Annotated in this window: 14 protein-coding genes; 7 read left to right on the forward strand and 7 right to left on the reverse strand. The window is 35.2% G+C overall.

Going from position 1 to position 24,099, the window contains the following annotated elements; all coding sequences use genetic code 11:
• Positions 1-3: 3 nt before the first annotated feature.
• The 5 genes from SP041_RS04190 to SP041_RS04210 are packed head-to-tail and all read right to left on the reverse strand — an operon-like array spanning position 4 to position 5,913.
• On the reverse strand, positions 4-1,236 hold the full coding sequence (locus tag SP041_RS04190; RefSeq protein WP_025564345.1) for an alanine--glyoxylate aminotransferase family protein: 1,233 nt from the start codon (positions 1,234-1,236) through the stop codon (positions 4-6).
• Positions 1,226-2,803, reverse strand: coding sequence for a gamma-glutamyltransferase family protein (locus SP041_RS04195; RefSeq protein WP_025564346.1), 1,578 nt, complete (start codon positions 2,801-2,803; stop codon positions 1,226-1,228). The genes SP041_RS04190 and SP041_RS04195 overlap by 11 nt, the downstream gene beginning before the upstream one ends.
• A 3-nt stretch (positions 2,804-2,806) precedes the next feature.
• Positions 2,807-3,997, reverse strand: coding sequence for an amidase (locus tag SP041_RS04200; RefSeq protein ID WP_025564348.1), 1,191 nt, complete (start codon positions 3,995-3,997; stop codon positions 2,807-2,809).
• A 51-nt stretch (positions 3,998-4,048) separates the two neighbouring features.
• Complete coding sequence (locus SP041_RS04205) at positions 4,049-5,053, reverse strand: bile acid:sodium symporter family protein (RefSeq protein ID WP_240791418.1); 1,005 nt, start codon at positions 5,051-5,053, stop codon at positions 4,049-4,051.
• A 41-nt stretch (positions 5,054-5,094) separates the two neighbouring features.
• Entirely contained in the window at positions 5,095-5,913 is an 819-nt protein-coding gene (locus tag SP041_RS04210; RefSeq protein ID WP_025564353.1) for a MurR/RpiR family transcriptional regulator, read from the reverse strand.
• Between the two features lie 520 nt (positions 5,914-6,433).
• On the opposite strand from SP041_RS04210, the gene SP041_RS04215 reads away from it, so the two are divergent.
• From SP041_RS04215 to SP041_RS04240, 6 genes are all read left to right on the forward strand, one after another.
• Positions 6,434-7,954, forward strand: coding sequence for a carbon-nitrogen hydrolase family protein (locus tag SP041_RS04215; RefSeq protein WP_025564355.1), 1,521 nt, complete (start codon positions 6,434-6,436; stop codon positions 7,952-7,954).
• Positions 7,955-9,092: 1,138 nt separating this feature from the next.
• Complete coding sequence (locus SP041_RS04220; RefSeq protein ID WP_025565021.1) at positions 9,093-10,148, forward strand: OmpA family protein; 1,056 nt, start codon at positions 9,093-9,095, stop codon at positions 10,146-10,148.
• Between the two features lie 420 nt (positions 10,149-10,568).
• On the forward strand, positions 10,569-12,467 hold the full coding sequence (locus tag SP041_RS04225) for a CHASE domain-containing protein (RefSeq protein WP_025565022.1): 1,899 nt from the start codon (positions 10,569-10,571) through the stop codon (positions 12,465-12,467).
• Between the two features lie 33 nt (positions 12,468-12,500).
• Positions 12,501-12,926 carry a response regulator gene (locus SP041_RS04230; protein WP_025565024.1) on the forward strand — a complete coding sequence of 142 codons (426 nt, stop codon included), beginning with the start codon at positions 12,501-12,503 and terminating at the stop codon, positions 12,924-12,926.
• Positions 12,927-13,115: 189 nt separating this feature from the next.
• Positions 13,116-15,713: a bifunctional diguanylate cyclase/phosphodiesterase gene (locus tag SP041_RS04235; protein WP_025565025.1), complete on the forward strand. Its 2,598-nt coding sequence runs from the start codon at positions 13,116-13,118 to the stop codon at positions 15,711-15,713.
• Positions 15,714-15,782: 69 nt separating this feature from the next.
• On the forward strand, positions 15,783-18,842 hold the full coding sequence (locus tag SP041_RS04240; protein WP_025565026.1) for a CheR family methyltransferase: 3,060 nt from the start codon (positions 15,783-15,785) through the stop codon (positions 18,840-18,842).
• 294 nt (positions 18,843-19,136) lie between these two features.
• Here the strand turns inward: SP041_RS04240 and SP041_RS04245 are convergent, their stop codons facing one another.
• Together SP041_RS04245 and SP041_RS04250 are read right to left on the reverse strand one after the other, a co-directional pair.
• Positions 19,137-20,963: a bifunctional diguanylate cyclase/phosphodiesterase gene (locus tag SP041_RS04245; protein WP_025565027.1), complete on the reverse strand. Its 1,827-nt coding sequence runs from the start codon at positions 20,961-20,963 to the stop codon at positions 19,137-19,139.
• Between the two features lie 15 nt (positions 20,964-20,978).
• Positions 20,979-22,088: an FIST C-terminal domain-containing protein gene (locus SP041_RS04250; protein ID WP_205961163.1), complete on the reverse strand. Its 1,110-nt coding sequence runs from the start codon at positions 22,086-22,088 to the stop codon at positions 20,979-20,981.
• 655 nt (positions 22,089-22,743) lie between these two features.
• On the opposite strand from SP041_RS04250, the gene SP041_RS04255 reads away from it, so the two are divergent.
• Positions 22,744-23,931, forward strand: coding sequence for a potassium/proton antiporter (locus SP041_RS04255; protein ID WP_025565029.1), 1,188 nt, complete (start codon positions 22,744-22,746; stop codon positions 23,929-23,931).
• The last annotated feature ends 168 nt before the right edge of the window (positions 23,932-24,099 follow it).

The raw sequence follows: 24,099 nt of genomic DNA on the forward strand, positions 1-24,099 counted from the left end.
CTTTTAAACAGTGTAATACTGCATTGCAGTAGTCACTGCTTGACCCGGTTGAATATGTGCTTTGTATTTCAATAGAACAGATTCAAGTGCCGCTAAGGTTGTTAACACACATTCTTGTCGTGCGTTAAAGCCCATTGTGCCAATACGCCAAATTTTACCGTGTAATGGGCCGAACGAAGTACCGATCTCAATACCAAAACAAAGCAGTAATTCTTCACGCACTTTATCGCCATCGACTTCATCTGGGATATACACGCCAACCACGTTATTCATTTTGTATTGTTGATTACCGAATAGTTTTAAACCCATTGCTTTTAAGCCCATTGCCATCGCATCACCAGCTTGTTTATGGCGAGCAATTACATTTTCGCTGCCTTCTTCAAGATAAATACGAGCACATTCACGTGCTGCATATAACATGCTAGTCGCTTCAGTGTGGTGGTTTAAACGCTCTGGGCCCCAGTAATCCATGACCATTGCTAAATCAAAATAGTTAGATTGGATTCTTATATCGGCACCCGCTGTATGATGTTCTGCTTTAATGCCTGCTTCGACATGTTTACGGCGGTTAATCACTTCTGCACATTGATCGCTTAAGCTGATTGGCGCACTACCTGATGGGCCACCTAGACATTTTTGTAATCCAACAGAAACCGCATCTAAGTGCCATTCATCCATTTTTAATTCGTTGCCAGCTATAGAAGCGGTTGCATCACAGTAGAATAAAACGCCGTGACGTTGACAAATTTCGCCGATTTCAGCAAGAGGTTGGTTCATGGTGGTCGAAGTATCACCTTGTACCGTAGCTAATAGTTTTGGTTGGAACTCTTTGATCGCTTTTTCTACTAACTCTGGCGGGCAAACTTCACCCCATTCGATATCAATGGTTTTAACCACGGCACCAACACGTTGTGCAATTTCACATAACAAGTGACCAAAGCGTCCAATCACTGGGATTAACACTTTATCGCCTGGTTGTAGAATTGAAACTAATACTGCCTCGATGCCTGCTCGTGCAGTGCCATCAACCAACATAGTTTGTTTATTATTCGTCTCAAGCACACCACGATAAAGTGATTGCACTTGATTCATGTAACCTGTCATCACTGGGTCGTATTGACCGATTAAGGCAGATGAAATCGCTTGATGCACACGTGGATACGCGTTGATTGGGCCTGGTCCCATTAATAGACGAACAGGTGGGTTAAGCGTTTCAAATAAAGTCTTAGTTGTCATTGTTTTCTCCGAGTAAACTTTGCCCATCGCTACGTGGGTCGCTAGTTGCAACTACTTTCCCGTATTGATCGAGCATAATGGCACCAGCGTGCCCCATTAATTCATTGTTATCTGTCACTGTGGTGATGTCGTGACCAAGCGCTTTAAGTGTTGCGCCATGTTGTTGATAAAGCTGATTTTCTAAACGTAAATTATTGGTGCTGTCACCCCAAGTTCGACCTAATAACCAACGTGGAGAAGCCACTGCATCTGATAAATTCATCCCTTGATAGATATAACGGCTAAATAAGCAGGCTTGAGTTTGTGGTTGTCCTTCGCCACCCATTGAACCGTAAACGAGTCGACGGCCATCATTAAATTCAGCATAGGCAGGGTTTAGGGTATGGAATGGTTTTTTGCCTGCCGCAAGCACATTGTGATGGTTGGCATCTAACGTGAAGCTTTTACCGCGAATGTTCCAAGTAATACCACTCGTCGGTAGCACAACACCTGAACCAAACTCCCAATAAATACTTTGTATGAAACTGACCATGGTGCCGTATTGATCCGTTGCCCCCATCCACACGGTATCGCCTGGTTTAGCTAAATGTGGCCAAGGTAAGGCTTTTTGAAAAGAGATGTTCGCAGCACACTGTGTAATAACATCGTCGCTTAACCACTCTTGTAATGGTTTTTGTAAATAAGCAGGATCTGTAATTTGTTGGTCACGAATAATAAAAGCTTGTTTACTGGCTTCTACGAGTAAGTGAATATGTTCAACCTCAGAAGTGACTTGATCAACGAGACGATCGTAAATCGCTAAAATTAATAATGAAGCTAAGCCTTGAGTTGGTGCATCTAAGTTATACAAACTGCCTTTTGAAATATCGACGGTCAAGGGGGTTGATACTGTTGCTTGGTACTGATGAAAATCTTCTAAGGTTAATGGGCTACCTGCTTCAATTAGTTCATCGGCCATTTGTTGCGCTAGTTCACCACGATAGAAATCATCTAAACCTGCTTTTGCTAAGTGTTTAAAGGTATCTGCTAACGGTTGGTTAGTCAGTTTTTCGCCCACTTTTAATACTTCACCTTGATTCAAAAAACGTTCTGCAAAAGCGCTTAAATGGCTTAAACGAGAGAAGGTTTTGTCACTGGCATCGACTAGACTTTGCGTTATTTCAATACCTTTTTCAGCGGCATCAATAGCAGGTTGAAGTAGTGAGTTTAGTGTGTGATCACCTGAATTTAAGGTGAGTGCTTGTTGCCAACCCGCAATGGTACCTGCCATGGTTAATGCTGCATTACCGCCACTTTCTGGTAACTCATCTGCTTGTTGGCGATAGCTTTCAATATCTATATTCAATGCTGCTGCACCGCAAGCATCAATTGCGATTGGTTTTTCACCTGCTTTACAAATTAGCCAGAATCCATCACCACCAATACTGTTCATGTGTGGATATTGCACCGTTATCATTGCCGCCGCTGCAACCATTGCCTCACTAGCGGTTCCACCTGCGTCTAATATCGCTTGCCCAGCTTGTGCTGCTTTATAATGAGGTGCGGTAAATGAAGTTTGAAATGCCATTTGTTACTCTCCTTGCCATAAGCTAAGACCAGTTTCGATTAAATCTGCTTCTTTATCTGCAATACTCATTAACGAGAAACCACAAGGACCTTCCGTTAGACCTTGCATCGGTAGATGTAATTGTGGAAAACCAGCTAAACCTGCAATACTGGTCAATCCCATTAATTGTGAGCGATATTCAGCTAATTCATCGCCTACCATTGTCAATGCTGGTGGACCACCTGGTGTCGTCGGTAATATCCATAATCCGTGCATCTCATCAAATAGAGACAAGAGCTTTTGTTGGAATGTATGTTGTTGTGCTTTCGCTTCAATATATTGTTGCTGAGTGATGCTGCGAGCCCAAATGACGCGCTGCATAATAGAGGGGTCTAATGAATCGCCATGCTCTGTTAGCCAAGTATCGTGACCTTCAATAATTTCAAAGCCTTGGATAGTGCGGAATAATAAACTTAAGTCATTCAGAGTTTGTTCTGTATCGGCTAATAGGTTACAGCTTAATAATTCGATATTCGCTTCTACACACCACTGTTTGAGTCCACTTAACCTCTGTGGGCTAAGTTGATTTGCTAAGGTGCTATCAAGGTAAAGTGTTGTCGATTTTTGCCCTGGCTGTTTTTGCTCTGCCAATACGTTAAACACAGTGGATAATATGGTTAAGTCATGACTAAATATGCCTGCTGTATCAAAACTCTTTGCCAGTTCAAAAGTATTGTCTAAGGCTAATTTCCCAAGTGTCGGGCGCAAACCAAACAAACCACAATAACTCGCCGGAACACGTACCGAACCACCGGTATCAGTACCGATTGAGAAGTCAGCTTCACCGTTAGCAACGGCAACCGCGCTGCCACTTGACGACCCGCCGGGTAAACAACCAGGTGTAAGAGGGTTCACTGGCGTACCGTAATGAATATTTTGACCATTTAAGCTATAGGCTAATTCATCGGTTTGCACTCGCCCTACACAATTAGCTCCTTGCGCTAATAGTTTTTTAATTACACTTGCCGTTTGTTGTGCTGGCTCATGGCTTGTTAACCAAGCTGGGTTGCCAGCTCCTGTGGCATAACCTTTCACATCAAATAGGTCTTTAAATACAAATGTTAATTCACTAAGCACACCTTCAGCCGTTGCAGCTAAGTTACTTGGGCCTTGTATGCAATAAACACGAGTGTCTTTAGCGGTTGTTTCATTCATATTTAAAGTTCCTTTTATATAATATTATTGATATTTAGCGCGTCTAAATGACTAATTATTTGAAGCCGGGGTCACTTGTTCACTTTGTGCTGCATAGCGGCTAGCTAATATTGCACAATAGAAGATCTGAATTGGGTGATACAACATGATAGGTAACAAGATCATCCCAAGATCTGGGTTACTACCAAAAATAACAGTGGCCATTGGAATACCAGCAGCAAGGGTTTTTTTAGTTGCGCAGAAAACAACAGCGACTTCATCAGCTCGTTCGAATTTACTGCGGCGTGCTCCCCATTGAATAAGGTGCACCATACAGAGCAAGACAACGATACAAATAACGATTGAGGTAATCAGCATTTCTATTGTGAATGTGCTCCATATACCGTTTGCCACAGAATCACAAAAAGCGTTATAAACAATTAACAAGATGACGTATTTATCAACTTTACTAACTACTGATTTATGTTTTTGAGCAAACTTCAATAATAATGGGCGTGCTAATTGACCAAGAATCATTGGTAATAATAATAATTTTGAAATAGAAATAATCGACGCCATTAAGTCTAGCTCTACACCTTCAAATCCCATAAATGCTTGGATTAACAATGGCGTAATAAAGATACCCAAAATACTTGAAAGCGATGCGTTAAAGATGGCGCCAGGAACATTACCTTTACCGACACTGGTCATCGCCACTGAAGAGGAGATCGTACTTGGTAAAACAAATAGATAACAAAAACCAAACGCTAAAGCCGCTGGCATATAATTTAAGAAAATATCCCCAAAAATAACCCAAAGTAGTGGGTAAGCCACAAAGGTCGCTAGCTGGATATAAATATGCATGCGCCAGTTACTGATACCCGCTTTAATAGCAGAAGGTGATAGGCCTAAACCATGTAAGAAAAATACAATCGCGACGCCAATACCTGTTATTTTATCGAGATGAATTAACCCACCACTTTTTCCAACATCAGCACTAATAGCAGCTAACGCAATCGCTACGACCATACCCACTAAAAACCATTCTTTTTTAAGCTTACTTATCATATTTATCATCTATTTATTTACTCTTTCGATCCGTTTTATAATTTAATTAACTACTCTAACTCATTGAGTTTTGAGTAATTGACACTTATTTTGCTACTAACTTTAGTGGCGTTCCCTTTTAATACTTGATAAGTATTATTAACCAAATGAGAAATTAAACTCATTGGGACTGAATAACTATCGAGTGGTGTTTCATTATTCATGTGGCATATCAACAGGTGGCTCGCACTCGGTGCATATTTTTGCCCTGATTGATCAGTGATCAATAATGTTTTATTACCTTGTAACTGTTCAATCATTTTAGAAAAATGACTGACTCGTCGACGGATCCCTATCACAATCACAAAATCAGTGTCTTCAATAGCGGCTAAATCCTCCCCGATTGTTTGCCCGGGTAAAGGCAGTAGCTCTACGTTTCCGCGACATTGCATTAACTGTTGTCTAAAATGCATCGCTAGTGGATAACTATTGCGGTAACCAATAATTTTAATGCGCGGTGCGTTAGCGAGGCTATCAATAAGAGGACCAAGATCTGTGCTATTAATTTGCTCTCGTAAAAGTTCTAGCGCTTGAATCTCTTGATGAAAATCACAATTTTCCAATGACTTGGTTAATACCGGCTCACCGCTTTCTCGCACTTGTAAGAGTTCGTTACGTAATGACAAATGATCTGCATAACCTAAACGGCGAATAAAACGACTAACGCTGGTTTTAGAAACAGAACAAACTTCAGCTATTTCATTGGTTGACATGATCAATATTTTCTCTGGGTTAAGCAGTAAATAGTCAGCTAAACGACGACTATTCGCTGTTAATTCAGAATAATGATGATTAATACGATCGGTTAATGAGTGGCTATTGTGTGTCATTTCCCATTCCTTTTCCTTTCACTGTCGGTCCTTTTATTTTTTATATTATTTCAAAGACGTCAGAAAATTTACTGTGCTTCTGTTTCAGAGATAATGCTTTATGTCTTAGCTTATTTCTCATAAGTGATTTAGGTCGATACTTACTTAGTCAAAGCTGACTAGCATTTGAGATTATATATTTATACCGGTCAAAGTGAAACGATCGAAACTTTATTTGTTATTTTTGCAACGAACGTGCCATATTTTTTTTGGATAAAATTTTATATAAAACAATAGGTTATTTTTTTTAATTAAATGTTAGATAAATTTTTAACGTTATTTTTTCTTTCTTAGTGCAAAACATGCACTGTAAAAGAGCAGTCTATTTAAGCTTTTTCGTGAAGAGTAATGATTTATAGGGTGTTTATGTTTGGTTATATATACCGATAAGACTGTTCTTGTTTTTTATATTCTTATTCCTTGTAAACAAATGAAAAACTAAAATATACTCAGACCTTTATACTCACTGTAGGTTTTTTTAATGCAAAACATAGAGAATGTAGAATTATCATTTTTAAGTCTTGATGACTATCAAGAACTGAAAGCCGCCATGATTGACGCTTATACCAGCCTTGCAGACCCATATTGGGAAGAACACCAGATTGAAACCTTGATTAATAAGTTTCCCGAAGGACAAATCGTTATTAAAGTGAATGACCATATTGCTGGTTGCGCGCTGTCTATTCGAGTTGATTATGATGCTTTTGAAGAAGCGCATACTTATAACGAGATCACTGGTAACGATACGTTTAATACACATACTTCCTATGGCGATACGTTATACGGTATTGATGTTTTCATTAAAGCAGAGTTTCGTGGTTTAAGACTTGGACGACGTCTTTACGATTACCGTAAAGAGTTGTGTGAAAGATTAAATTTAAAAGGCATTACTTTCGGTGGACGTATTCCAAATTATCATAAATATGCCGATAAAATCTCGCCTAAAGAATACATTGAAAAAGTAAAACGCAAAGAGATCCACGATCCTGTTTTAAACTTTCAAATTTCTAACGACTTTCATCCTGCGAGAATTTTAAAGGGGTACCTTGAAGGTGATAATGGTTCTAATGATTATGCTGTATTGCTTAAATGGAGCAATATTTATTATGAGAAACCAAATAAAGAAACGGTTCCGACTAAGAAGTTAGTGCGTCTTGGCTTAATACAATGGCAAATGCGTTCATACAAAAATCTTGATGAGTTAATGGAGCAAGTTGAGTATTTCGTTGATGCTGTTGCTGGTTATCGTTCTGATTTTGCCTTATTCCCTGAATTCTTTAATGCCCCTTTAATGGCTGAAAATAACCATATCAGTGAACCTCAAGCGATTCGTGAGTTGGCGAAGCATACAGAGGTGATTGTACAAAAGTTTACTGACTTGGCGATCAGTTACAATATCAATATCATCACGGGCAGCATGCCTGAAATCGTTGATGATCGTTTATATAACGTTGGTTATTTATGTCGTAGAGATGGGACTAAAGAGCGCTTTGAAAAACTCCATGTAACACCTGATGAAGTTAAAGTGTGGGGAATGGAAGGTGGGACTCAACTCAAAGCCTTTGATACCGACTGTGGAAAAATTGGTGTATTGGTCTGTTATGACTCAGAATTTCCTGAGTTAAGCCGAATTTTGGCAGATGACGGAATGGATATTTTATTTGTGCCGTTCTTAACAGATACACAAAATGGTTATTCGCGTGTAAGAGCTTGCTCACAAGCAAGGGCGATTGAAAACGAATGTTATGTGGCGATTGCAGGCGGGGTAGGTAACTTACCTAAAGTGCATAATATGGACATACAATATGCACAGTCTGCTGTATTTACACCTTGTGATTTTGCTTTCCCTGCTAATGGCGTTAAAGCTGAAGCAACACCTAACACTGAAATGATATTGATTGCGGATGTCGATCTTTATTTATTAAAAGAGTTGCATCAGTTTGGTAGTGTGAAAAATCTGAAAGATAGACGAACTGATTTATTTGAATTAAGAAAACGTTAGTACTAATACCAAAAGAATTAATGAGGTGATCATTCTTGCTGGTTAAAATCACCCCTAACTGCGTTGTGATTTTTGAAGTGAGAACAACTATCTCCTACAACTCACGCCTTATTAGTGTTGATTTTTACTGCGCAATCTCTGATCACTTATTTAATTCCATTGGTATAAATTTGTATGAGGTGATGCTTATGTAAGTATGGACTCATATAAGAATAAGCGAGTTTATTTACTTTGGTATCAATAAATCAGCTCATATAAATTAGCTGCGCCTTTAAATTTAAATCAAAATAGTGAACAATATTTTGACATTATATTGTTTGCTATTATTGCTAATCCTCATAGGGTAAAACGATTTTTTGACTGTTATTCATAATATGTACATATTAATTCCCTTCAAAAAAAATTTATAAAAAAATAAACTTTATAACAAACGCTAACCTAACTCGATTTTTTAGTAAGTCGTGCTTGTAAATACCTTCCTCTAAAAATCAATGATATTTTGATACTGATTAAATGAGAGTATAAAAATATTTTTTTATTTCACAAAAAAACTGATATTAATCAATCTAATATCTAACTTTAAAATTATTTTAAATTCAATAGTGATCTTATCTAATCTCATTTACGTACTGGTTGTTAGATAATCTTATTGTTCTTTGGTAGCTGCCCTTTTATAGACTTTAATTTTAGTTACTTTAAAAATTCTAAGTAGAGATATAACAAAGTATTATACGTTTATTAAATTTGCTTTATAATAGACCGTTCTTAGAATTTTTATCCTATACTTGGGCATGCTAGTTATTTTATTTGTCATTATTTTTATATCGCATTAAATAATGAATAGTAAAATATTTATACCACTAGTGAGATGTTTTTATGTTTTACTTTGTTTTTAATTTGACTTTAAATTGGTTTTTTACTAATTAAGTTTATTAAATACATTGGTAATAAAGGACAGTTTTTTGAAGAACCTTTGGGAAGTGTTTATATTATTAACCTTTCCAACATTTAATTTGCAAATTAAATATCAGAATGATATTTTTTGCTAAAATTATTATTTTTTATTGCGTTTTTTAAGTGTTTATATATAAAGATAATCACTTTTTTACTCAATTAACTAATCAAATGGAATACCGATATGATGAAACATAAAACCTCACTTCTTGTTAGCACATTATTACTTACTCAGTTTTCTGCAGCTAATGCAGCTCAACCAGATGCTGAAATACTAGTAGGTAATGTTTACGGTGGTTTACACGGCGCTTACTTAGAAGCTGATAGCGATCGTTTAAACACTAGCTCATTTAACCGTGCAGGTGGTTACGGTGCTGAATTAGGTTACCGTCTTTCTGCTCCTGTAGAACTTCGTTTATCTTACACTCGCTTTGAAGCTGAACTTAAGCGTGGTAGTAATATTCAAGGTATTAATAAATACGGCTTAGATGCACTTTTCTTCCCTACAGAGAAAAACCTTTACCTATTAGGTGGTGTTAACGCTCTAGATTTTAGTGCTGATACTGAAGCTGCTCTTAATGTTGGTCTTGGTTATCGTCAATACTTCACTGACCAATTTGCTGGTTACGTTGAAGGTAAAGGAAACTTCCAATTTGATGGTAACTACGCTGATGCTATCGCTCAAGTAGGTATTGTTTACTTCTTTGATAAAAATGAAAAAGCGGTTCCAGTTAAACCACAACCAGTTGCTTATGTTGCACCAGTTGCAATTGATACTGATAAAGATGGCGTTGTTGATGGTAAAGACCAATGTGCGTCTACACCAATGAATGATAAAGTTGATGAAGTAGGTTGTACTATTTTTGAAAAAGAACGTCTTTCTTACCGTTTATTAGTTAACTTTGATAACAACAAAGCTGTTGTAAAATCTGAGTACTACTCTGAACTAGCTAAAGTTTCTGCTTTCCTTAAGCAATACCCACACGTAAACATTACTGTTGATGGTTATACTTCTGCAGTAGGTAAAGCTAGCTACAACCAAAAGCTATCGCAAAAACGTGCTAATGCAATCACTACTTTGTTAACATCTGAATACGGTGTTAACTCAAAACGTCTAACTGCTATTGGCCACGGCGAAACAAACTTACTTGATACAAGTAACACTGCTGCAGCAAGCCAAAAGAATCGTCGTATTGAAATCAATATCGAAGAAACTCGTAAAGTAGCTGTTGAACGTTAATATTACTTTATAATTTCCACACCCCTAATACGTTAGGGGTGTTTTTTTACTTAAAAAATCCATTATCAATATAACTATTATTTAATCGCCTTCTAAAGCTTTACTTTCCTTGTAAATTTTAAAAACTATCCCACACTAAGTAGACTTATTTTATTCAATTATTTTACAATATAAAAAATACATTTTTACATCAAATAAATATTTATATCATAACTATATTTACTTATTAATTAAAACTAGAATAAATAATATGAAAGAAATGATCGATAAATAAAAGTATACCGCTCTTATTAAAAATAATTATTTATATTAAAAGTGCATAGGTCATTTTCATTCGATATAACTTCTCTTTCATGTTGCCTTACCGTTAGTAATTGGCATGGTGGATATAAAAAATATGTACTTTAAAGGATTCTAAACGTGAACTCACTTTCCATTAAGTCTTTAATATTAGCGATTATTATAAGCTGTGTAGGTATTTTAAGTACTTATTCGATTTCGCTAAAAGTTGCGAGTCAATTAAAAACAGAAAGCTATTTAAAAATAGAAAATATTGCAGAGCAGATTTCTATTCGTTTTCAGGATGCAATTGATAAGTCAGTTAATGATTTACAAGGCCTACAAGCTTTTTATAGTGCAAATAAAGAACATCTATCTCAATATCAATTTAATCAGTACATGAAAGTGTTAAACATAAAGGAGCGTGATTATATTCAAGCACTTAGTTGGGTACCTTTAGTTAGAGGTAATGAGAGAGAGGAGTTTGAAGCATTATTAAAAATTCAAACGAAAAACTTTAGAATTACAGAGAAGACTGATGATGGCGGGTTGGCTGCTAGCCAAGTTAAACCTTATTACACACCCGTTTCTTATGTTAGCCCTTACAGTTTTAATAATAAAGCCATTGGATTTGATTTAAACAGTAATGATATTCGCCGCCGTTCTCTGGAGTTAGCTCGAAATAGTGGGAAGATGGTAACAACAGCCAAAATTCAATTGGTACAACAATCAGTTGATTCAGCTGGCATTTTAATTATTGCTCCTATTTATAAACAAGGTTTTCCTACTAATAGTATTGAGCAACGCATTGACGCTCTATTGGGTTATGCAACAGGAGTCTTCAGAATAGCAACCTTGATGGAAAAAGCCAAAGCACGTGCAGACACAGAGGGGTTAGAATTAACATTATTAGATATCAATAAAGAAAACGGTAGTTTGCTTTATGGGCAGGAAGATAATAAACATTTGTTTAGTTTTGATTTAACTATCCCTGACCGAAAATGGCAGTTAAACATAACATTGAATGACAATTTATTAAAAAGTATAGAGTCTCCTTCAGTTATTAAATGGATTTTAGCAAGTGGTATCATCATTAGTTTATTATTAGCATTTGCTGTTTACGCTTTACAAGTTGCTATCCTTAGAGCTAAAAATATAACGATTTTAAGTAATGAATTACAAGATCAAAATAATCGATTAGAAAAGAAGGTTGTTAATAGAACACAATCTTTAGCTGATAAAAATACAGAGCTGAAAGCGAATGTTGTTGAGTTAAAATCACAGAGAGTATTACTGTCTCGTTTAATGAAAGAAGCAGAAAGTGCTAAAATATTAGCAGAGCAACGTTCTATCGATCTTGCTCGTTCAAATAAAGATCTAGATGACTTTGCCTACGTCGCATCACATGATTTAAAAGCACCGTTACGTGGTATTGACCAGTTAGCAACGTGGGTGGTTGAAGATATCGAGGAGGGTAATTTAGAAGAAATACCTGATCACCTTAAAATGATGCGAAGTCGCATAGGACGCTTAGAAACATTATTAAGCGACTTGTTAATATACTCACAAGCTAATTATCAAAAAAATAGTTTCTCTGACATTAACACCCATGTGTTGGTGAATGATTTGTTTATGTTAGTGGCCCCATTAAATGGCTTTACTCTAACGATTCATGGTCAGCTACCTACGTTTTCAACATTCAGAGCTCCTTTTGAGCAGGTAGTAAGAAACTTATTAAGTAATGCTATTAAACATCATCATAAAGATGAAGGATGCATCGAGATCGGTTGTGTCGATGCTGGGTTATTTTACCGATTCAGTATTAAAGATGATGGGCCTGGTATTTCATTACAATACCAAGAAGACATATTCAAAATGTTTAAAACCTTAAGGCCTCGCGATGAGGCTGAAGGAAGCGGTATGGGACTTGCGTTGATCAAAAAAATTGTTGAACACTATTCAGGTCACGTCGACATAGAGTCTAATGAAGGTCAGGGTTGTACTTTTTATTTTACTTGGCCAAAAGAAATGAAAGAATAGCGCTATCATTAACAAAGACAGAGGTTAAACATAATGAGCAAAAATTATAATGAAGTCAGTATCTTGTTAGTAGAAGATGATGATGTTGATGCTAAAGCGGTTGAAAGAGGCTTTAAGAAGCTTAAGTTAGCCAACCCAATTGTCAGAACAAAAAATGGGTTAGAAGCCCTAGAGCTGTTGCGTGATCCAGATTCAGTACAACGCCCTTATCTCATTTTATTAGATCTGAATATGCCAATCATGGGCGGAATAGAGTTTCTAAAAATTATACGTCAAGATGAAGATTTAAAAAACACGATCATTTTTGTTCTCACTACATCATCAGCAGACGAAGACTTGGTCGCTGCATATAATGAAAATATAGCGGGATATATTGTTAAATCTGATGTGAAAGGTGGGTTCGATCGAGTGATTCAATTACTTGATTGTTATTGGCGAGTTGTGATGTTGCCTAAGTAATTTCTTTAGTCAATTTTGAATAATTTTTATAATAAAAATTATCATAAAAAATGAACTTTTTAATAATAAAACGGATCTAAAGTGGATCTATTCACCAATATGACTTTTAATTAAATCATCATGTAATTTTATTACAATATACTTTTCTGTTAAAGACATTAACAATCAACTTAATATTTTCGAGGTAGTGTGAAATCACAACAAATAAGCAAATCAGATAACTATATACTTGAACATTGTGTTGATAAGTTAGCAAGAATTAATAATTCAGACTATGCGTTAGGTTTTTTAGTTGACGGTGACTCATCACCTTATTTAATTAATGTTGACTCTCAAACGGTTTCAGCGCCTGAATTGCTATTTGAACCTATCAAAAATAAATTGAATAAAGATTTAATCGATTATTTTTCAGATAAGCCGTGTTTATTAAAAGATCTTTTTTGTTATGAAGGGCATGAAAGTGACTACGATGACTTATTGAATAATGAGTACATTGATAACTTACGTTATATCCCTATTGGTGAAGGTAGTGAGCTATATGCGATTGTTATTTTAATCAATATAGAGCTTTCGGTGCGTTCCAAAGATCTTATTGATGTGACTCCTTTTTTATTAGCCACTATTACCTTACTTAAAAATAAAAAACGCGCTACAAAAATGTTGCCAATTAAAGCGCGTAATGATCTCACATCAAAGAAGTTTCAAGATCAAGGTCAAAAGATCTTAGACTCTATGTTAAAAAATACATTCCACCCCGCGTTTCTTTTTAATGATGAATTTCAAGTTTTAAAGTCAAATCTGGCTGCTCATCGTTTATTTAATTCAAATTTAGAACGTGGTTGGCCAGTGATGGATAAATTGATTAACAGTACATTACCTGGTATTGCATTTCGTTTATTAACCTCGATCAGTAAAATGTCTTTTTTAGGGCATCTTGATAAACAACAATGGCAAAATGTTACGTTAGTTTTAAATTCATATCAGTCTGTTACGGTAGATATCCATTTGTTTGATATCGTTTACTTTGGCCGTCAATGTTTTGGTTTAATGATTAACGAAAAAACAGAAGTTGATGTTAATCATGAAGTATATAACGCAAGTTTACAGCGGTTTAATGCTTTAACGAGCGTTGTACCAATGGCTATATTACAAATGGATAAAGACTTTAATTGTTCGTATGTTAATAAAACCTGGGCTAAATATACCAATCAAAATACTCAACAATCTTTAGGTAAAGGGTGGTTATCATCTATAAAAACCTTAGATACTGATGAGATATTATCTGAAGTTATCCGAGCTATTTCTCACTCAAATAGCTTTAAAGGTGAAATTGAATTAACGACTGTTGCAGGGCAAGGGCTGTGGGTTTCCATGAACGCAGTTGGGTTGTTTAATGATCGCTTTGAGTTAACGGGGTTAATTTTGACCATGTCTGATATTTCGGATGAACGTTCAAACTCTCAAAAATTACAAAAAATGGCTAATTATGACCATTTAACTGGGTTATCTAATCGTGCCTTTTTTACTGATAGATTAACCTTAGCGTTAGCTCGAGTCCCACGTCATGGTATTACTGCTTTGATGTTTTTAGATTTAGACCGATTTAAAAATATTAATGATACATTAGGGCACCATGTTGGCGACATCGTTATTCAAGAAGTAGCGGAACGTTTAAAGTCAGTGGTTCGCGATGAAGATTCAATTGCACGATTAGGTGGTGATGAGTTCGCTATCATCTTTACCGATATTACAGCGGAGAACGTTGTTGCTCTCATTGCCAATAAAATAGTGAGCGCGATTAATTTACCTTTTACTATTGAAGGTAAAGTGATGGCTTTATCTTGTAGTATTGGTGTTTCAATTGCAACAGAGCATAACGTATCCCCTATCGATATATTAAGAAAAGCTGATTTAGCGTTATACAAAGCCAAAGATTTAGGGCGTAATCAATTTTGTTTTTATGATCCGATTCTTGAGAAGGATTTATCCCTTTTACATTACTTGACTGATGATCTAAACCACCCACAAAAAAGTGGATTTTTCTTTGTGTTCCAGCCTTTAATGAATGCAAGTAATGGCAGTGTGATGGGCTTTGAAGTATTAGCTCGATGGTCAAATTCAGAAATGGGAATGATAGGACCAGATATTTTTATTAAAACTATGGAAGAAAATGGCTTAATACAAGATTTTTCAGAATGGTTATTTTATGAAGTTATTCTGCAAGTTAAGTTGTGGGTTTCTGAAGGTTTATTGGTTGCACCACAAAAAGTCGCTATTAATTTATCGGTTAAACAATTGCACTTAATTGAGTTCGCCGATTCTGTACTTGCTCTGTTTAAAAAAGAAAAAATTGATCCGTCTTGGTTTACTCTTGAAGTCACTGAAACTGCTTTCATACAAGACCCTGCTATAGCAGGACAAAATTTACGAGCTTTAAAAAAAGCGGGTTTTTTAATTGCTCTTGATGATTTTGGTACAGGATATTCCTCACTGGGGTTATTACGCCAAATGCCGCTTAACTATATAAAAATAGATCGCAGTTTTATACAAGATATTTTACAAGATTCTGAAGCGGAAAAAATCGTCTTAGCTATTATTAGTTTAGGTCAAATGCTCGATTTAGGTTTAATTGCTGAGGGGGTCGAAGATATAGAAACAAAGGAGTGGTTAGTCGCTCAAGGTTGTATTTGTCACCAAGGTTATTATTTCCATAAACCTTTACTCATAAATAGAGCAAGTGAGCTGCTTAAAACTCATCAAAACATCGAATTTTTGCCAAATTTATAGTACTATTCGTCATTGAAAGTGCATTTTTCATAAAATTATTTAATTTAAATTATTCATAGTGAGAAACATGTGACCCAAACTGAAAAAAAAGAAAATTTAGCTCCTTCACATGTTGTTGGTATTGGTACTTCAGCAGGTGGTTTAGAAGCATTACAAGATTTTTTTGGTAATTTACCAAGTGATACTGGTGCGACTTACATTGTTGTTCAACACCTTTCTCCTGACTATAAAAGCATGATGTCTGAATTATTAATAAAATTTACTGATATGCCTATTTTCGAAGTGACAGACAGTATTACTATTGAAGCTAATGCAATCTATTTAATGCCGCCTCGTAAAAATATGTTGATTACTGAAGGTAAGTTATTGCTCTCAGAGCAAATGCCCGATCGGTTACCGCACTTATCAATTGATGTGTTTTTACGTTCTTTAGCAGAAGACCAACAGCATAAAGGTATTGGTATTGTTTTATCCGGTACTGGAACAGATGGCACCCGTGGTATTCGTGCAATGAAAGAAGCTGGCGGATTAGTCGTCATACAAAAACCTGATTCAGCTAAATTTGATGGTATGCCTACAAGCGCATATCAAACAGGTTTAGCTGATATGGTGTTACGTCCAAGTGAAATGGGGAAAAGCTTAGTTAATTTTATGAATCATCCTTCAATAAAAGGGGACTTACCTGTTAGCTCTTTTATTGCTTCTGATGGTGATAATGATGCATTAGCAGAAATTTTTAAAATATTAAAAAACCAATCCTCTATTAATTTTGCACAATATAAACCCTCAACCGTTTCGCGTCGAATTGAAAGGCGTTTAGGCATCAATCAATTAAAAACATTAGATGCTTATTTACGTTTGCTTAATAACTCGCCTCGTGAAGTGTCTATTTTAAGCAAAGAGTTATTAATTAACGTGACTCGTTTTTTCAGAGACGATGAAGCATTTGATAAATTAACTACAGTCGCGATACACAAAGTACTAACCTCTGGTAATGGCACCGATCCTATTCGTCTTTGGATTGCAGGTTGCTCATCCGGTGAAGAGGCTTATTCAATTGCAATACTTTTTGATGAAGCAAAAGAAAAATATCAAATAGATAGACGCGTAAAAATATTTGCAACCGATGTCGATGAAGATGCTATTGCTGAAGCAAGCACAGGTGTGTATGCCGCTGAAATTGTTCAAGATATATCAAAAGAGAGAATAGATAACTATTTTGAACGTACTGGTAATGCTTATGTTGTATCGGCTAAATTACGTAAAATGGTTATTTTTGCCCAACATAATATGATTGAAGATCCACCGTTTTCAAATATTAACTTATTAAGTTGCCGAAATGCATTAATTTACTTTCAACATACTGCACAACAAAAAGTGTTCTTATCTTTTTATTTTGCATTACAACAACATGGGTTTTTATTTTTAGGTAACTCCGAATCTTTGGGAGAAATGGCAGCACATTTTGAAGTTGTTGATGAACGCACTCGTATTTTTCAAAAGGCCAGTGCTGCAAGGTTACCGATGAAGCAACCATCATCTATTAAACAGAATATTATTAGTCCTATGGTTTCAACGGTTTCATCGACAAGTGGTCACCCTAGTCGAATGGTTATTAATAATAAATATAATACGGTAATGGAACGCCTTATTGAACACTACGCACCAGATAGTATTGTCTTGAATGATAGTTTTGATGCGGTACATGTGTATGGTGATGTGACTCGTTACACTAAAGGTTTAGGGCGAGGTAAGGTAAGCATCAACATTAAAGATATGATTTGTAATGACTTGGCTATTGCTGTGTCTACTGCATTATATCGTAGTGAGAAAAATGAAGAAGATGTCTTTTATAGTGATGTCGCTTGCACATTTGATGGTGTCGCTACGTTTATTGACCTTGCTGTATTTATGGTTAAACAAAGTGACCATCAAACTTCTCCTCGTTCGTATATCCTTCAATTCATTATTCATGAAGAAGGAGAAATGGTTAAGAAATCTCCTAAATCAATTACCTTTGACGGAGGCGAACAGTCGCTTCAACGTATTTACGATTTAGAGCAAGAGTTAATTAAGAAACAAGAGCATTTGCAAGTTACGGTCGAAGAGTTAGAAACAACAAACGAAGAGTTACAATCGGCAAATGAAGAATTAATGTCTTCAAATGAAGAATTACAAAGTACCAATGAAGAATTACAGTCCGTTAATGAAGAGTTATATACCGTCAATAGCGAGTATCAAGAAAAAATAACTCAGCTAACTGAAGCTAATACGGATTTAGATAATGTTATTAATTCTACCAATATAGGTATTATTTTCTTAGATGAGCATTTAACTATTCGTAAATATACGCCTCATTCCGCTAATTATATTAATTTACGTACATCAGATATTGGACGTCCTATTCACCATATTTCTCATGAACTAGATTACAGTAATTTCTTGACTGAAATAGAGAAAGTCAGTACGAAAGGTGAAATTATAGAGCAAGATATTTTAACTAAGTCAGGTGAAGCTGCTTTAATCCGTATGGCGCCTTACACTACTAATGATGATATGTCGGCTTCTCAACAAGGGGTATTAATCACCATTACTAATATTTCTCAATTAAAGTTTGTTGAAAATGCATTAATGAAAGCACAAGAGCAGTTTAAAACGTTATTACTTAATCGTTCTAAACGCTTACATCATCGTATAGAAATGAATCAACATGTTACCGTGATGGTTGTTGATGATGATGCCATTGATCGCTTACGAGTACAAAGGTACTTCAAAGAGTCTGAAGATCGCTCATATACGATTGTAGAAGCTAAAACATTAGAAGAAGCAATAGAACTGGCTGGAAGAATGAAAGTTGATGTGTGCTTATTAGATTATCAATTAGGTGCGAATACTGCTGAAGACTTTGTTAAAGCAATGAAAGATAAAAATGTAGATACGCCTATTATATTATTATCTGGTCAAAATGAATCGATAATGGATAAAGAGTTTTTATCAAATGAAATTATTGATGTGATTAGTAAAGACGATTTATCAAAACCGTTATTAATTCGTAGTATTGACTATGTGTTAGAGCGTAAAGAAATTAAAGATATTGTACAAAAATTTGAAGTGCCGAAAGATAAATGAATTTAATTCATTAATTGAGTTCTATTAATTTAATATTAGGTTTAATACTTTTGTAAGTAGATTCAAAAAAAGCGATGAGATTATTCTCATCGCTTTTTTTATGTGTAATACCAATGACAATAAACAGCTTATTTATTTTACTTGGCAGATTCAACCTTGAAGTGCATAACAGCCCACTTCCTCGTTGTAAATTTCGTAAAGGGAACAGCCATTTACGCCTTGAATTGAACTATTTTTACAGCGAAAAATTTAGATAACATATTTAATCTCTTAGGTTTAATAAAGGGAGTTGGATTATGGTTCGAAACACTGGACTAGCTTATTAAAAGTTAAAGGGCGACTAAAATAGAACCCTTGATATTGATAACACCCTAAAGCGATTAAAGAGTCTAGCTCTTGTTTCGTTTCTACTCCTTCTGCAATCACTTCCATATTTAAACTGTTTGCCAGCTTTATCACCATATTTGCAATGGCTTGGTTACTTGGATCTTTATGGATATCAGTGACAAACGAACGATCAATTTTAAGCAGACTAGCGGGTAAGCGTTTTAAATAAGCGAGAGAGGAATAACCAGTACCAAAATCATCAATGGCGCATTCAACACCGACGTCATGCAGTTTTTCTAAACATGCGATTGATAATTCTATATCGCTCATCATCATACTTTCTGTTATCTCTATTTTTAAATTCAAAGGAGATATTTGATTCTTTTTGATGGCTAAAATTATCGTATCGGCAAAATCATGCTTCGCTAATTGTTTCGCACTGATATTAATCGACACTTGTTTAAAGGAGCTTGGTAAAGGAAGTTGTTGTAATTTTTTAATATCTTCACATGCTTGTTGTAAGACGTAACTACTGATCTGCATAATCAGATCACTTTCTTCGGCGATAGGAATATAAACAGCAGGGGATTCATAACCTCTTAAAGGATTATTCCAACGTAATAAAGCTTCAGCACCAATCATGTTGTTTAAATGGTCGTACTGAGGCTGATAATGCAATTCAAATTCATTAAATGCTAAGGCTTGCTTTATTTCCCTGGTGTAACTGATATGGTCATTCAATTGCTTTGACATGACTTCGTTGTAAGGTAATGCTTTATCTTTTCCTCTTTTAAAGGCTTCATAGACCGCTATGCTGGCATTTTTAAGGATATCTTGAACTCCCTTTGATGCATTATTAAAAGTCTCATAACCAATGAAGCAAGATAAAGAAAATCGACCTTCAATGAATTCAAAAGGAATTTCCATTGCATAAATAATATCCGCAATGACATCATTGATGATTGGTTGAACGGTACTTTTATTAACAGGTAAGCCTCTTAGCAATATAATAAATTCATGTCCGTTAAATCTGGCGACGATCCCCATGTCTTTGATTAATACCTTGAGCCTAATCGCTGCTTGTTGTAATACTTCATCTCCCACATGGTAGCCCATTACATCATTGATATTTTTAAACCCTGCTAAGTTAATCAATAATATGGCACCAGTTTGTTTTTGGAGTATACAATCGTCAATTGCACTCGCTAAAAATTCTTGTATTTTCATCCTATTGTAAAGGCCAGTAAGAAAATCATGAGAGGCTTGATAGCTGATTTTTTCTTCTACACGTTGACGTGTTTTTATTTCAATAACAAGAGAATGATGGTTAATGGCGGCAATGGTGCTAATGGCGAGCTTATTTAATACTGGGGAAAGGGCATTTCGAATCGCTTGATCTAAACTTTTTTCTCGTTCAATTATTAATACGCCAAAATCACCTATCTTAAAAAAATGATATAACGTGGAGCCAACTTTTTGTTCTTGTTCATCGTAATTATTTTGAAAAAACGGATTAACTAAGCCTGATAATTCTGTATCTTCATTCGATAATAATCCATTTTTTTTCATTGGAAAGCTGACATAATGTTTTAATTGTATTTCATGGTTTATATCTAATTGGTATGTCGGATTATTGTTTTTGTCTTTTATAAGAAAGATATGACAATTCGTTGAATTTAAAGAAAGACTACAAAGACTTAAGAAGTGATGTAACATTTTTTTTAAGTCTGGATCTTTGTCTATTGCCAATACTAATTGATGCTGAATCGACATAATATGCATCGCTATATTCATAAATTTCCCTGCTGTTTAAAAGGAGCCAAGCACTGTTGATTTATTGAGTAAACGAATTGATCCGTTAGTCGTATTCGCTATTTCTCCTAGGGCCATTACTCCTACTAAGCTGGTATTAGGGAAAGGGCGTTGTATTACTTCAAGTTCATCGCCAATATTTTCACCGAATAGTAGGTCGCGAGTAACGCAGTCAAATAATAAAAGAGTGTTTGCAATACCTTTTCTGGCTACTTCTTGAGCTACTTTTTCACTGGCAAGCGTCATTTTATGTAGATCGCTGTGTAATAAGTAAATCATTGAATTCACAGGGACGTTGCCTACACATTCTAAATAAGCACCATTTGTTTGTAATGAATCTCTGACTAATATATCCCCATCTAATGACATAATGCCTAAAGGGAAGCGCTTGGAATATTCATTAAAAAAATCATCTTCTAAAGGTGAGTCTATTTTGTTTTGGATAATTTCTTTGTATAACTCAAAAGTAGGTCGGTAATTTAATGAGTGGACATAATGTCCTTCAGAAGAGGTGACTAAATAAGGTCCCTCTAAAATCTCCCAACCGTGCCCAATGTTATTGGTTATAGGGCAAGGAAGTGCAACGACTTGCGTTGTATTATTCACTAACCCCTGGTTTGTAAAAATAACAGGATAGGATAATAAATCCATAGAGCCTGCTCCACCCCCAATCGCTGAAATACCAGAACCCATATAATCATAAAAATGGTCGGTAAAGTTTTCGCATTGATTACAAAATGCATCGGAAATGATGATGAAGTTTTGGTAGTGTTCTATTTGTTTACTTTCAGTTTGAATATAGTTTTTTAGATGAGTATCTGAATCAGTGAGCATTGAGTAGTTCACGACTTTACTGCTTACCATTAAACCTAAAACAATTGCGCCGTGTGAATAGCTTTTATTTTTATAGATGACTTTAGGAAAGACAGCTCCGCATAACGGGAGAGTACACGTTTTTAATATTTGCTCTGTTTCATCTAGGTCATAATTATTATCAATACAAGTTAACAATAAGACCGTTTTAGCGCCTTCTTCAATAACGCTATTAATTGATTTGCTTAATTCACTTAAAGACGGGCTTTCTGTAAATTTTATGATAGAAGCCATTGTCATAACATCTATTCCTAAGTTTATAGTGCTAATTTTATGACATTTAATATAATTAAATGATAAATTAATGAATTAAAGGTATATATGACTATATCCAATTTTAAGTATTAATAATACAAACCCATGACTTTACTTGTTCGTTTGTGATTAATCGCACTCCCAATTATTAAAAAATTTGATAAGAAACGTTATTTTTTAAAGCCGTCATAAAGAGGTTAACGCCATGCTGGTATTTATCGGGTTATATACATTATCTTTTGATGAAGAGGTTAATTAATAGGCGTAGAGTGTGTTTAATATTTACGTTAAATAAATAAAATAATGAGTTTATTAACTTATTGTTTTTTATAGACTAAAGTTTTTTCATGTAAGTGAATTCTGCTTAAATAAAGCACTTTATAAATATAAGTTAATTTAATATTATGTATAATAAATTTGCTCTGTGTCACTGTTTAGTTTTAACTTTCCTCCGCGCTATTTAAGCGTCTAGATCATATTGCCGACGTTATATTTATTACAATAAATTTAGTCATATCGTGAATGAAAACGAATTAAGAAAGTTGTTAATAAAAACGTTAATAAAAAAGAGTAGAAAATAAACCGTTAATAAATATCCAGTAAGTATCTAACAAATAAGGAAAATAAAGAAATAATGTCATATCAACTTATACTAATTTGTATCGCCGCTTTGATTGGAATTGGTATTCTTTTACATCATCCATCGCGGACTTTTGGTATTCCATCTTTACTCATTTTCATGGGGGTTGGTCTATTATTTGGTAATGGGGAATTTAATTTTGTATATGATAATTTTGCTTTAACTTCTTTAGTCGGCAGTATTGCACTTAATATTATAGTTTTTGTTGGTGGTTTAAATACGTCCAAAGAAAGTGTCCGAGTGGCCTATCGAGAAGGTGGTGTCTTATCGACATTAGGGGTGTTATTCACGACGTTATTTTTCTCCGTGCTACTCTCTTATACTTTAGATTTTTCCTTTATTCATTGTTTGTTATTTGCTGCGATTGTTTCCTCCACGGATGCCGCTGCTGTGTTTTCAATTCTTCAATCTAAAAAAATTAAATTGAAAGAACAAACGGATACCGTTTTAGAGTTTGAATCAGCAACAAATGACCCTGTTGCGTTGATTTTAGTTGTGTTGTTAACGCAGCTTGCACTTGCCCCTGAGAACGGCGTTTCTGCTAGTCAAATTAGCATTGAACTCGTTACACAAATATTCAGTGCTCTCGTTGTTGCGTATGTTGTTGGGCGTGTTGCGGTATGGCTACTTAATCATATTAAGCTTGAAGAATATGGCTTAATTCCTGTGTTTGTTTTAGCCAGCTTTGTCTTAGCCACTTACGGCAGTGAGTTTATTGGCGGTAATATATTATTAGCATCTTATGTTGTTGGTGTTGTGATGGGTAATGGTATTAAACGTGGAAAGGAGATGACAAAACACTTTTTTAATAGCTTGTCATGGCTAGCCCAAGCACTCATGTTCATCGCACTTGGGTTACAAATATTCCCTCATCATTTGTTTGAGGTGTTGTATTCTTCGTTGTTACCTGCGGCTTTACTGATCTTTGTTGCAAGGCCTTTGGCGGTGCAAATTTGTTATTTATTCTTTCCCAAAGCAAGTTGGAAAAAGCGTTTATTTATCTCCTCTATTGGCCTTAAAGGGGCAACACCTATCGTGTTCGCTTTGATACCTGCAGCTGCTGGAGTGAGCGGTTCATTAGAAATAGTTAATATGGTGTTCTTTATTGTACTTATCTCCGTTTTCTTTCAAGGGGCGGCTATTGAACCTCTTTCAAAGAAATTAAAGCTCAATATTGAGTAATAATCTGGTTTGATTAAGTTTATAGATGAATGTTTACAAACTTTTTTATAAAGGCTTTGCCACAAAGAAATAAGTACTTAGAGGCTTAATTTTATCGGTATTAATTGTATTAGGACTAAATGGATTGGAGTTAATAGGATTGAGGTCGCTAAGTGGATACAAAAAGGG

Origin of the sequence: Psychromonas sp. SP041 (assembly GCF_000470315.2) — a bacterium.
In the GTDB taxonomy this organism is placed as follows: domain Bacteria; phylum Pseudomonadota; class Gammaproteobacteria; order Enterobacterales; family Psychromonadaceae; genus Psychromonas.